This is a genomic window from Enterobacter cloacae complex sp. 370H10 (genome assembly GCF_050031535.1).
GTDB classification, from domain to species: Bacteria; Pseudomonadota; Gammaproteobacteria; order Enterobacterales; family Enterobacteriaceae; genus Enterobacter; species Enterobacter intestinihominis.
Genome location: NZ_JBLGWG010000001.1, coordinates 1,217,892 through 1,231,050 on the forward strand (window position 1 = coordinate 1,217,892; position 13,159 = coordinate 1,231,050).

Below are 13,159 nucleotides of genomic sequence, written 5' to 3' on the forward strand. Positions count from 1 at the left end.
AAGCAGAGGGGGAGAGCAGTATGACGATTTCCGCTCAGGTCATTGATACGATTGTCGAATGGATCGATGACAACCTACACCAGCCGTTACGCATCGAAGAGATTGCCCGCCATGCGGGTTACTCAAAATGGCATTTACAGCGGCTGTTTATGCAGTACAAAGGCGAAAGTCTGGGGCGCTACATCCGCGAACGCAAGCTGCTGATGGCGGCGCGCGATCTGCGTGAGTCAGACGAGCGCGTGTACGATATCTGCCTGCGCTACGGGTTTGACTCGCAGCAGACGTTTACCCGCATCTTTACCCGCACCTTCAACCAGCCGCCCGGGGCGTACCGCAAAGAGAACCATAGCCAGACACATTAACATGTCGCGTGTAGGCCGGGTAAGGCGTAGCCGCCACCCGGCTTTTTTGTGGGCTCGGTGCCCGTAATTGCCCGGTGGCGCTGCGCTTACCGGGCCTACAAATCCCTTACCACCGATAATTCACCGTCGCCGTCACCGTCCGGCCAATCCCGTAGAAGCACGCCGTATCGCTTGCGCATGACGCCACATACTTCGTGTCCGCCACGTTATTGACGTTGAACTGCACGCTTGCCCCTTTCAGGCTGCGGTTCATCTCGCCCAGATCATAGCGCAGCATCGCGTCATACAGATCCACCGATGGCACCTTAAAGGTGTTCTTCGCATCGCCGTAGCTGGTGCCGATATAGCGCATCCCCACGCCAGCGGTCAGGCTCTTGAGCGCCCCGCCCGGAACGGTATAGCTGGCAAACGCAGACGCCATATGCGTCGGGATACGCGCCGGGGTCTTGCCCTCGGTGCCCGCCACCGTGGTGCTTTCGGTTTTTGCATCGGTGTAAGTGTAGGAGCCAATCAGGTTGATGTTATCCATCAGCGTGGCGTGGATTTCCGCTTCAGCGCCTTTCGAACGCACCTTGCCCGCATTTTCGAACCAGCCTTCAGCGCTGTTATAGGTCGCTACGTTGTCCTGAGTTAAATCGTACAGCGCGAGAGTCATCAGCGTGGTGTCGACCGGCTGATATTTCAGGCCAATCTCGGTCTGCTCCCCGGTAGTAGGCCTGAATGGCGCGACGCCCGGCGCACGGTTGGTTTGCAGGTTCGGCTCAAACGACGTGCTGTAGCTGATGTACGGCGAGAGGCCAAAATCGAACGCGTACAGAAGGCCAGTGCGCCAGGTAAATTTGCTGTCGTTCTGCTGCGTAAAGCTATTATCGGTGAAGTCGTTGGTACGCACTTCGCTCCAGTCGTAGCGCCCGGAAACCAGCCACTCCCAGTTGTTCCAGCTCATCTGATCCTGAAGATACAGCCCCATCTGGTCGAGATTTTGCTGCTCGTCGGAGGCCGTTTTGAAGGTGCTTTCATCCACGTTCACGCCGTAAACCGGGGTTGTCCAGTCGAGGTCATACTGTGAGCCGCTCCCGCGCGCCAGCAGCTGTTTATCCTTGCTGGTCTTGTAATCAAACCCGCCGAGCAGGGTATGGCTGACGCTCCCGGTCTCCAGCAGATATTCCAGCTGGTTATCGAGGCCAAATTCATTGGTCGTGCGCTCTTCACGCTGGGCGCGACGGGTCAACACCGTGCTGTTGGCCGCGCTGTTGGCGTAAACCAGATAACGGTATTTCTGCTTGATGGTGGTGTAACGGGCGTTCTGGCGGAAGGTGAGGTTGTCGGCGAACTGGTGTTCCAGCTCGTAGCCAATCATCGTCTGCTCGCGCCAGGACTGATTGTAATTCGGATCGCTGACGTTAAAGTCGCGCGGGATGTACTTCCCGTCGACGCTTTTCACCGTGCCATACGCGGGCAGGAAGTTGCGGTATCCGGCATCCGGATCTTTCTGGTAGCTGGTCAGCAGCGTAAAGCGGGTCTGATCGTTCGGATACCAGGTTATCGCCGGGGCGATCGCCATCCGCGTCTCTTTATAATCGTCCACCTGATTATGCTGCGTACGGGCGATACCGTTCACGCGATACAGCACGCGGCCGTCGTCGCTCAGCCTGCCGCCGAAATCAAACGCACCTTCGGCGAGATCGTTATTGCCGGTGCGGAACTGCACGTTGTGAATGGCCTCCGCCGTCGGGCGCTTGCTGGTCATGCTGATTAACCCGCCAGGATTCACCTGACCAAACAGGACCGACGCCGGGCCGCGCACCAGCTCCACGCGCTCCAGCAGCCACGGGTCAACTGTGCCCGTCTGTGATGAGGCCGTTGCGCCAAAGCTTAAGCCGTCGAGGAATTTTGGCACGTAGCTAAAGCCGCGCACAAACACCTCGTCGTTACGGTTAGACGAGCCCCGGTATTCGGTAAACACGCCCGCCGAGTAGCGCAGCGCCTGCGAAACGGATGTGACGTCCTGCATGTTCATCTGATCGCGGGTGATCACCGATACCGACTGCGGCGTCTTCACAATCTCCGCGCTGGTCTTGGTGGCGGAGAGCGTTTTCGTCGCAACAATGCCTTTTACGGGCGCAGTGGGCTCTTCACTCACGCCCTGCGTCACCGTAATCGTTTCTTCTTTCATTTCTGCCTGAGCCGCGACGCTGGTCGTCGCCAGACTCATCAGCCAGAGATACATTATCTTATTATTTTTAAACATTTTTATTGAACGTCCTTGGTTGCTATCGCCATAAAAACACCGGTAAATCGCCGTTGATGATATTGCAAATTATTACCATTTGCATTAGCGTTGTTAACAAATTTCGTTGGGGAACAAGCGGTAATGAAGAGGGTATGGAGTGGGTTGCTGTTGGGGATCGGCGCGCTGCCCGCCGTGGCGGCAACGTGCGAGCAGTCGTCCCGGCAGGGCGATGTTCAGGGAAAGTTTGATGCCAGCGGCGAAGTCTGCTTCTCCCTGCCTGAACTGGGTGAAAATTACGTTTCCGCCACGCTGAATGGCGTGACGGATGCGCGCCTGCTGGATGGGCAAAACCGCCGCATCCGCACGCTGATCGAAAATGGTCCTGCGGACGGGGAACACACGCTGCTGTTTGCCCTGCCGGTGAAACAGAACACCTCGCTGGTGCTACACGGCGAAGCCGGTAAGCCGTGGCGTTTTCAGTGGCGGATGAAAGAGACCTCTCCGTTACCACGCGTGCAGATGCTGGCGCCAGTAAGCCCGACGCTAAAGGCGCTGGCAAACGTCATTTCTGCCGGTGGAAGTACCGAGGCGTTCTGGCAGGCGCAGCGTCGACAGGGAACGCCAATGGTGGAACCGGTAGATGCGAGCCATAAGCGCGTGACCTTTCTGTGGCGCGGCGCGCGGGATAACGTCTTCATTCTCGGCTCTCCTGCGGGGGATCACGATCCGCTGTTCCGCCTGGGCAACAGCGACGTCTGGTTCCGCAGCTACGTGGTCCCCGCTGATACGGTGATGCAATATAAGCTCGCCCCCGATGTGCCGATCGTTGAAGGCTCTGCCCGCGATCAACGCCGTGCCATCCTGGTGAGCGCACAGGCCGATCCGCTTAACCCGAACACCTTTGGGGAGCAGAAGGCGGATCGATGGAACCGTTACTCGCTGCTCGATCTCAGCCCGGCGCGCTACTGCTCCGTTCAGGCCACGGCAAAGCCGCTGGTGCACGGGACGTTGAGCCGTCAGAGTTTTTCCAGCCACATCCTCGGCAACGCCCGCGACGTGATGATCTACAAACCGCGCGGCGCACAGCCCGCACGCTGGACGTTAATTCTGTTCGACGGGCAGATTTATCAGGACGAATACCATTTTGCCAACGTGCTGGACGGTCTGATTGCCCGGCATCACCTGCCACCGATTAACGTGGTATTTATCGACAGCCTCGATCACGCCCGTCGCGGCAACGAGCTGCCGCCGAACCCGGAATTTGCTGACTTTATGGCGCACGAGCTGCTGCCGTGGCTGCGCGGGCAGGGCATCGGCATGCAGCGGCAGAAAACGGTGCTGGCGGGGTCGAGCTACGGGGGAATTGCCTCGTCATGGGTGGCGCTGCGCTATCCGCGCCTGTTTGGCAACGTGCTGAGCCTTTCCGGCTCCTACTGGTGGGCGCCGAAAGGTGACGCCCCCGGCTGGCTGACGCGTCAGTACCAGCAGTCGCCGCCGTATCCGGTGCGCTTCTGGTTACAGGCCGGAAAGTTTGAAACCACGGGGCCGGGCGGCGGCATTTATCGCACCACGCAGGATTTTGAACAGGTGCTGAAGGAAAAAGGCTATCGCGTCAGCTTCCACCCCTCATCCAGCGGCCACGACTACGCGGCCTGGTGTGAAGCACTGATCCACGGGATGCGCGATCTTACTGGCTTACGACGCCAGTGAAAACCAGCGGCGCCAGATGAAACGCAGGATAAAGAATTCGATGGCGCCGAGCACCAAAAACCACAGACAGAACAGAATGGTGTACAGCTGATTCAGATCGACCATATGAAAGGTCTGAACCAGTTTCTGCGCCAGCACCAGACCCAGCGACGGCGCAGGTAACAGCAGACAGGAGAGCAGGGCCATCAGCAAAATGCCCCCTGCGGTGAGCAGCGATTCTAACGGGTGTTTCATCGTAATGTTAATCGTGAGTTAAAAATGTCATTGTCCGGCATCCTGAAACGTAAAGCAATATCATCCCCACTGGCAAAATTGAGTGAAAGGCCACCGTTATTCTGCGAGTTAATAACGGAAAATAGATAATATTTCCGGGGCGATTAAATTAATATCGCGTAATGTAAATAAACGTCTTTTTCACGAAAATAATTTTACAAAGCTATAGGTGCTATATCCAATTAACGTCGCAATAACAATGGCTGCGACAATGTATAACGCCAGGCGCCGCCCGCGATAAATACCAAACATGCTTCCTCCTCGTTTAGTGTTGGTTTAGAAATATTTTGTAAAAATCAACGCGTCGAAATAATTTTAATCAGTTTTGAATAACCGGGTAGTCAATATATTGCGGTAGATCAATTTAACCCGCAAGACTTAAAAATGAATTATTTAAAGCCAGAAAGGAATTCCGGCTTCCGTCCACCGGATATTGAAGGAAAAATACCATGACCAAAAAAAATTTCTCGCAGAATATGCCACCCGCAGGCGGGCAGGCGTACCAGCAGACCGTAGAGCAGGTGCTTGCTCAGGCGCAGAGCCAGGCGAATGGCCTGGGCCGCACCGAGGCGCAGGCGCGTTTGCAGAAGCATGGCCCGAACGCGCTGCCGGAGAAAAAAGGCAAGCCGGGCTGGCTGCGTTTTCTCGCGCATTTTAACGATGTCCTGATTTACGTCCTGCTGGCTGCCGCCGTATTAACGGCTGTAATGGGACACTGGGTTGATACGCTGGTTATCCTGGGTGTGGCGGTAATCAATGCCTTAATTGGCCACATTCAGGAAAGTAACGCAGAAAAATCCCTGAAGAGTATTCGCAATATGCTCTCCAGCGAGGCGCGCGTAATTCGTAATGGTAACCATGAAACCATCCCGACGACGGAAATCGTCCCGGGCGATATTATTGTGTTGCGCGCAGGAGATCGTATTCCGGCGGATATGCGCTTAATAGAAGCGCATAATTTACGCGTGGAAGAGGCAATTCTGACCGGCGAATCCACCGTGGTGGATAAACACATTAATCCGCTGAGCGGTGAATTGCCGCTGGGCGACCGCACCAATATGGTCTTCTCCGGGACGACCGTAAGCGCGGGCGGTGGCGTTGGCCTGGTCACCGCGACCGGTAAGGATACGGAGCTCGGCCACATCAACCAGATGATGGCGGGCATTGAAAAGCACCGCACCCCGCTGCTGGTGCAGATGGACAAGCTGGGCAAAGCGATTTTCGCCATCATTCTGGCGATGATGGCCGCGCTGTTTGTCTTCAGCCTGGTGTTCCGCGAGATCCCGATGGGCGAGCTGCTGCTCTCCCTGATTAGCCTGGCGGTAGCCTCCGTACCGGAAGGTCTGCCGGCGATTATCTCCATCATCCTCTCTCTGGGCGTACAGGCGATGGCGCGTAAGCGGGCGATTATCCGCAAGCTGCCGACGGTTGAAACCCTGGGCGCGATGACCGTGGTCTGCTCGGATAAAACCGGCACCCTGACCATGAACGAGATGACGGTGAAAGCCATCATTACCGCCGATACGTGCTATCGCGTGGACGGCAACAGCTACGAGCCGGTGGGCAACCTCTACCTCGAAGGCAGCGACGAGCCGGTGCAGATCCAGCCGGGCACCGTGCTGGAGCAGTACCTGCGCACCATCGACCTGTGTAACGACAGCCAGCTGATTCAGGACGAGCGCGGCCTGTGGGGCATCACCGGCGGCCCGACCGAGGGCGCGCTGAAGGTGCTGGCGGCAAAAGCCCACCTCGCACCGGTCGAGACCACCCTGGTCAACAAGATCCCGTTCGACTCGCAGTACAAGTACATGAGCACCCACTACCAGATTGGCGGTGAGGAGCAGATTTTGATCACCGGCGCGCCGGACGTGATTTTCGCCCTGTGTGAGCAGCAGCAGACCCGCAACGGTGCGCAAGCCTTTGACCGCGCGTACTGGGAAACGGAGATGGAGCGCTATGCGCGTCAGGGGCTGCGCATGGTCGCCGCGGCGTTCAGGCCAGCGAACGGTGAGCAGGCACTGACTCACGACGACCTGAGCCACGGCCTGATCTTCCTCGGCATTGCCGGGATGATGGATCCGCCGCGTCCGGAAGCGATTGAGGCAATTAACGCCTGCCAGCAGGCGGGGATCCGCGTGAAGATGATCACCGGGGATCACCCGCAGACGGCGATGAGCATAGGCCAGATGCTGGGGATCACTAACAGCGAGCAGGCGGTCACCGGCTATGAGCTGGAGAAGATGGACGACGCCGAGCTGGCCGAAGCGGCGGTGAAGTATGACATCTTCGCCCGTACCAGCCCGGAGCATAAGCTGCGCCTGGTGAAAGCGTTACAGGACAAAGGCGAAATCGTCGGTATGACCGGTGACGGCGTGAACGATGCGCCAGCGCTGCGTCAGGCGGATGTGGGTATTGCGATGGGCATCAAAGGCACGGAAGTCACCAAAGAGGCGGCGGACATGGTCCTGACGGACGATAACTTCGCCACCATCGCCAGCGCGGTGAAAGAGGGGCGTCGCGTTTACGACAACCTGAAGAAGACCATTCTGTTCATCATGCCGACCAACCTGGCGCAGGGGCTTTTGATTGTGATTGCGCTGCTGGCGGGGAACATCATTCCGCTGACGCCGGTGTTGATCCTGTGGATGAACATGGCGACCTCCGCCACGCTCTCCTTCGGCCTGGCCTTCGAGGCCGCCGAGCGCAACATCATGCGCCGCCCGCCGCGTCAGACCGGGCAGCACGTGATGGACGCCTACGCCGTATGGCGCGTGGCTTTCGTCGGCACCATGATTGCCATCGCCGCCTTTGCGCTGGAAGCCTGGCTGGCCCCGCGCGGGCACAGCGCGGAGTTCATCCGCACCGTGCTGCTCCAGATGCTGGTCTGCGCCCAGTGGGTGTACATGATTAACTGCCGCAACACCGAAGGGTTCTCCCTGAACCGCGGCCTGCTGGCGAACAAAGGGATCTGGCTGGTAACGGGCGTACTGTTCCTGCTCCAGGCGGCGATCATCTACCTGCCGTTTATGCAGATGCTGTTCGGCACCGAAGCACTGCCGCTGCGCTACTGGTTCGTGACGCTGGCGGTGGCGGGGGTGATGTTCTTCGTCGTCGAAATCGAGAAGCGACTGACCCGCAGGTTCCGTAAGGCTGCATAACCAAAACCTTACCCCTCATCCTGCCCTCTCCCCAAAGGGGAGAGGGTGTTCAAGTTCCCTCTCCCCTTTGGGGAGAGGGTTAGGGTGAGGGGAAAATACTGAGGTACTCCCATGAAATTCCCGCTCCTGCTCATACTCCTCGCCGCTACCCTGCCGCCCGCATTCGCCGCAGTCATTCCCGTGCGTGTCGCCACCGTGGAGCAAACCGCCCACGCCGCCGAACGTCAGATCCCGGGTCGCATCGAAGCGATTCACACCGTTGAACTGCGCGCGCGTACGGAAGGCGTGATTACCAAAATCCACTTCCGCGACGGCCAGTACGTGAAAAAAGGTGACGTGCTGTTCGAGCTGGACGACGCCGAGCCGCGCGCCGCCCTGCGCCTGGCGCAGGCCGAGGTGAAAAGCGCCGAAGCCACGCTGCGTCAGGCGCAGCAGCAGCTGTCCCGCTTTGAAAGCCTGGGAAGCAGCAACGCCATCAGCCGCCACGACGTGGACAACGCCCGCATGCAGCGCGACGTAGCGAGCGCCGCGCTGGAGCAGGCGAAAGCCCGTCTCGACACCCGCAGCGTCACCCTCAACTACACGCGCATTACCTCACCGATTGACGGACGCGTGGGGCACAGCAACTTTCACGTCGGCAGCCTGGTGGATCCTGCCAGCGGTGTGCTGGTGGAGGTGGTCCAGCTCGATCCGATCCGCATCGCCTTTGCGCTGGAAGAGGGCGCGTTTGCCACCAAAGCCGGACAGCATGCGGATATCAGCGCCATGAAACAGGCCTGGCAGGCGCTGATTGACAGCAACGGCCAGCGCGTCAGCGGGGAACTCACCTCCGTGGACAACCGCATCGACCCGCGTACCGCCAGCGTGATGCTGCGCGCCGAGTTCGCCAACCCGCGCCATCAGCTGCTGCCCGGCGGCAATGTGAACGTCTACCTGCGTCCGGCAAGCGAGCAGCCTGTCCTGACCCTGCCCGCCGCTGCGGTACAACAGAATGGCGACGGGTTCTTCGCCTGGGTGGTTAACGCCGAGGATAAAGCCGAAATGCGTCCGCTTAAGGTCGCCGGGCAGATGGGCCAGCAGTTCCAGATTGCCTCCGGCGTTAAGCCCGGTGAGCGAGCAATTACTGACGGTGCGCAGCGCGTGCAGCCAGGCGCTGCCGTTCAGATACTGAATTAAGGAGCCATCATGCTGACGTTTTTCATCAAACGCCCGCGCTTTGCGATGGTGATTGCGCTGGTCATCACCCTGCTGGGGGCCATCGCGCTGAGGATTATTCCGGTGGAGCAGTACCCGCAGATCACACCGCCGGTCGTGAATGTGTCAGCGTCATGGCCGGGCGCCAGCTCGGCTGACGTGGCGGAGGCCATCGCCACGCCGCTGGAGACGCAGCTGAACGGGGTGGATCATATGCTCTATATGGAGTCCACCAGTTCGGACGAAGGCACGTACAGCCTGAACATCACCTTTGCGGCGGGCACCGATCCGGATCTCGCCGCCATAGACGTGCAGAACCGCGTGGTGCAGGCCGTGGCGCAGCTGCCGACCGAGGCGCAGCAAAACGGCGTGCAGGTGCGCAAGCGCGCCACCAACCTGATGATGGGGGTAAGCCTTTACTCACCAAATAACACCCACACGCCGCTGTTCGTCAGCAACTACGCCAGCACCCAGGTGCGCGAGGCGCTGTCGCGTCTGCCGGGCGTCGGGCAGGTACAGATGTTTGGCGCGCGCGACTACAGTATGCGCATCTGGCTGCGTCCGGACCGCATGAATGCCCTGAACGTGACCAGCGATGACGTGGCGCAGGCGCTGCGCGAGCAGAACGTGCAGGGGGCGGCAGGCCAGGTCGGCACGCCGCCGGTGTTTAACGGCCAGCAGCAGACGCTAACCATCAACGGGCTAGGGCGCTTAAACCAGGCCGACGACTTTGCCAACATCATTATCCGCACCGGGGAGATGGGCCAGCTGGTGCGCCTGAAGGACGTCGCCACCATTGAGCTTGGCTCGCGCAGCTACAGCTCGGGCGCGCAGCTGAACGGGCATGACTCCGCCTACCTTGGCATCTACCCGACGCCGTCCGCTAACGCCCTGCGCGTGGCCGATGCGGTGCGCGCGGAGCTGGAACGGTTATCCACGCGCTTCCCGGACGATCTGGTCTATGAAGTCAAATTCGACACCACCTCGTTTGTGGCCGCTACCATCAAAGAGATTGGCGTCTCGCTGGCGCTGACGATGCTGGCGGTGGTGGTCGTGGTGTCCCTGTTCCTGCAAAGCTGGCGCGCGACGCTGATTGTCGCCCTTGCCATTCCGGTGTCGCTGGTGGGCACCTTTGCGGTGCTCTACGCGCTCGGCTACTCCGCGAACACGCTCAGTCTGTTCGCCATTATTCTGGCGCTGACCATGGTGGTGGATGACGCCATCGTGGTAGTGGAGAGCGTCGAAACGCTGATGGCGGAAGGGCAGAGCCGCACGGCGGCGACCGCGCTGGCGCTGCGCCAGATTGCCGGGCCAGTGATTGCCACCACGCTGGTGCTGCTGGCGGTGTTTGTACCGGTGGCGCTCCTGCCAGGGATCGTGGGCGAGCTATACCGCCAGTTCGCGGTGACCCTCTCGACTGCCGTGACGCTCTCAAGCCTGGTGGCGTTGACCCTGACGCCCGCGCTCTGCGCGATGCTGCTGCGCCCGTGTCCGGCACAGCCCGCCGCCGTTTTCCGTGGGTTCAACCGCGGGCTGGACGCCACGCGCACGCTTTACACCCGGATCGTGAGCGTGTTCAACCTCCGTCCGTGGCTGGCGCTGCTGGCCACCGCAGGCGCGGCGGCGGTGGTGGTATTCAGCTTTATGTCGATGCCAAAGGGCTTCCTGCCCCAGGAGGATCAGGGCTACTTCTTTGCCAGCGTCCAGCTGCCGGAGGCAGCCTCGCTGGAGCGCACCGAAGCGGTGATGACCACCGCGCGCGAGCTGATCGCTAAAAACCCGGCGGTGGAAGATGTGATTCAGGTCTCCGGGTTTAACATCCTCAACGGCACCAGCGCATCGAACGGCGGGTTTATCTCCATCATGCTCAAAGACTGGAGCGAGCGTCCGCCGCTGGATGAGGTGATGGGCACCCTTCAGCGCCAGCTGCTGGCCCTGCCGGAAGCCACCATCATGACCTTTGCACCGCCGACGCTGCCGGGGCTGGGCAAGGCCTCCGGCTTCGATCTGCGCATTCAGGCACAGGCGGGGCAGAGCCCGGCGGAGCTGGAGCGCGTAACTCGCGAGGTGCTGGCGAAAGCCAACCAGCATCCGCAGCTGAGCCGCGTGTTCACCACCTGGAGCAGCAACGTGCCGCAGATGACGCTCACCGTTGATCGTGAGCGCGCGGCCCGCCTCGACGTGCCGGTGTCGCGCATCTTCAGCAGCCTGCAAACCGCCTTTGGCGGCACGCGCGCCGGGGATTTCAGCGTCAACAACCGCGTCTACCACGTGGTGATGCAGAACGAGATGCAGTGGCGCGAGCGCGCAGAGCAAATCAGCGAGCTGTTCGTGCGCAGCAACAGCGGCGAGCGGGTGCGTCTGAGCAACCTCGTCACCATCACGCCGACCGTCGGCGCGCCATTTATTCAGCAGTACAACCAGTTCCCGTCGGTATCGGTGAGCGGCTCGGCAGCGGAAGGGGTGAGCAGCAGCACCGCAATGGCGGCGATGGGTGAGATTCTGGTGGAAAACCTGCCAACCGGGTACGACTACGCCTGGAGCGGCATGTCGTATCAGGAGCAGCAGACCGGGAATCAGGCGATATGGATTGTGCTGGCGGCGGTGGTGATGGCGTGGCTGTTCCTCGTCGCCCAGTATGAGAGCTGGACGCTGCCGGCGAGCGTGATGCTCTCGGTGCTGTTCGCCATCGGCGGAGCGCTGGTCTGGCTGTGGCTGGCAGGCTATGCCAACGAGGTGTACGTGCAGATTGGTCTGGTGCTATTGATAGCCCTCGCCGCCAAGAACGCAATTCTTATTGTGGAGTTTGCCCGCGCCCGTCGTATGGACGGAATGGCGATTGTCGATGCCGCGCGGGAAGGGGCATCACGCCGCTTCCGCGCGGTAATGATGACCGCCGTGTCGTTCATCATAGGCGTCCTGCCGATGATGCTGGCGACCGGGGCGGGTGCCCAGAGCCGTCGTATCATTGGCACCACGGTGTTCAGCGGCATGCTGGTAGCCACCGTGGTGGGGATAGTGTTCATCCCGGCGCTGTTCGTGCTGTTCCAGCGCCTTCGCGAATGGGGGCACGGCCTTACGGACTCGTCGCCCACAGCTCACAGTGCTTCTGCACCAGAGAAATCAGCGAGCCGCCATCGGCGATAAAGTCCCGCATGCGCTGCGCCTCGCTCTTGCCCTGCTTTAACAGCAGGGCAATTTCCTTGATGGCGCTCGTTGCGCCGAGTTTCTCGGCCGACGGTGCAACCTGCTCCAGCAGCCAGGCGATATCCTCCGCCACGGTTTTGTGCTCGCCGGTATGCACGTCCGTCAGAATGCCTTCCAGCCCGTAGCGACAGGCCTGAAAACGGTTAAAGCGGTACAGCAGAAAATCCCGTTCCTGATGCTTATAGGGCCGCGCAGTCAGCAGCCAGTGCGACGTCGCCTGAATAAGCCCGGCGATGTTAATGGCGTGACCGAGCGTCAGCGGCGTATCCATCACCCGCACCTCCACGGTGCCAAAGTGCGGGCTGGGGCGGATGTCCCAGTGCAGATCCTTAATGCTGTCGATCATGCTGGTGGAACTCAGGCGGCGGAACAGCCCCTCGAACTCCTGCCAGCTGTTGACCCACGGCATCTGGCCGTTATCCGGGAACCCGGAAAATATGTTGAGCCGCGACGAGGAAAACTTGGTGTCCGTGCCCTGCATATAAGGCGACGACGCGGCGAGGGCGATAAAGTGCGGTACGAAGCGCGACAGGCCGTGCAGCAGGTAAATCGCGTCGTCCCCGTTTCGGCATCCCACGTGCACGTGCTGGCCGAACACCGTCGCCTGCAAAATCAGATAGCCAAAGCGCTCCAGCGTGACGTTATAGCGCTCGTCGTCACACACCTCCTGCCGCTGCCATTTCTGGAACGGGTGCGTGCCGCCGCCGCAGATCTGGATGTGCTGCTCCGACGCCGCCCGCAGGATGCTCTGCTGCATCACGGAGAGCTGCGCCGCCGCCTGGTCGATGGTCTGGCAGACACCGGTGGCGATTTCGAGCATGCTTTCGGTGATGTCGTGTTTGACTTCGCCCCCTTTGATGTCGTCTTTGACGGCGGCGATGAGGGGAGAGGAGTCCTGGCTCAGATCGTAACCCGGCGGGTTAACCACCTGGAGTTCGAGCTCAATGCCGAGGGTATAAGGTTCAGAGGACTTGAAATCGGGTAAGGGCATGGCGCACTCCGTTGTCTGTTATGTGTTGAGT

8 protein-coding genes are annotated in these 13,159 nt (G+C 60.1%); 5 read left to right on the forward strand and 3 right to left on the reverse strand.

The genetic code is table 11. The features are described 5' to 3' along the window. Window positions 1-20: 20 nt before the first annotated feature. The gene (locus tag ACQG2Q_RS05915) at window positions 21-362 is read left to right on the forward strand and encodes a RamA family antibiotic efflux transcriptional regulator (protein ID WP_017694370.1); all 342 of its coding nucleotides are present in this window, start codon (window positions 21-23) and stop codon (window positions 360-362) included. Window positions 363-468: 106 nt separating this feature from the next. Here ACQG2Q_RS05915 and ACQG2Q_RS05920 read toward each other — a convergent pair whose 3' ends face one another. Then, on the reverse strand, window positions 469-2,613 hold the full coding sequence (locus ACQG2Q_RS05920; RefSeq protein WP_063849514.1) for a TonB-dependent siderophore receptor: 2,145 nt from the start codon (window positions 2,611-2,613) through the stop codon (window positions 469-471). A 123-nt stretch (window positions 2,614-2,736) separates the two neighbouring features. On the opposite strand from ACQG2Q_RS05920, the gene ACQG2Q_RS05925 reads away from it, so the two are divergent. Continuing rightward, window positions 2,737-4,305, forward strand: a complete 1,569-nt coding sequence (locus ACQG2Q_RS05925; RefSeq protein WP_023299511.1) for an alpha/beta hydrolase-fold protein — start codon at window positions 2,737-2,739, stop codon at window positions 4,303-4,305. On the opposite strand, the gene ACQG2Q_RS05930 is transcribed toward ACQG2Q_RS05925, so the two are convergent. Continuing rightward, window positions 4,291-4,539: a DUF1158 domain-containing protein gene (locus ACQG2Q_RS05930; RefSeq protein ID WP_003858875.1), complete on the reverse strand. Its 249-nt coding sequence runs from the start codon at window positions 4,537-4,539 to the stop codon at window positions 4,291-4,293. The genes ACQG2Q_RS05925 and ACQG2Q_RS05930 overlap by 15 nt on opposite strands. Window positions 4,540-5,027: 488 nt before the next feature. Between ACQG2Q_RS05930 and ACQG2Q_RS05935 the strand changes: the two genes are divergently transcribed. The 3 genes from ACQG2Q_RS05935 to ACQG2Q_RS05945 all read left to right on the forward strand — a co-directional run bounded on the left by ACQG2Q_RS05935 (window position 5,028) and on the right by ACQG2Q_RS05945 (window position 12,077). Continuing rightward, complete coding sequence (locus ACQG2Q_RS05935; RefSeq protein ID WP_063849515.1) at window positions 5,028-7,736, forward strand: cation-transporting P-type ATPase; 2,709 nt, start codon at window positions 5,028-5,030, stop codon at window positions 7,734-7,736. 111 nt (window positions 7,737-7,847) lie between these two features. After that, on the forward strand, window positions 7,848-8,912 hold the full coding sequence (locus ACQG2Q_RS05940; protein ID WP_022647336.1) for an efflux RND transporter periplasmic adaptor subunit: 1,065 nt from the start codon (window positions 7,848-7,850) through the stop codon (window positions 8,910-8,912). 9 nt (window positions 8,913-8,921) lie between these two features. Further along, entirely contained in the window at window positions 8,922-12,077 is a 3,156-nt protein-coding gene (locus ACQG2Q_RS05945; RefSeq protein WP_063849516.1) for an efflux RND transporter permease subunit, read from the forward strand. Here the strand turns inward: ACQG2Q_RS05945 and ACQG2Q_RS05950 are convergent. Continuing rightward, a complete protein-coding gene (locus ACQG2Q_RS05950; RefSeq protein ID WP_063849517.1) occupies window positions 12,007-13,128 on the reverse strand; it encodes a YbdK family carboxylate-amine ligase in 1,122 nt (373 codons plus the stop codon). The genes ACQG2Q_RS05945 and ACQG2Q_RS05950 overlap by 71 nt on opposite strands. Window positions 13,129-13,159: the final 31 nt, after the last annotated feature.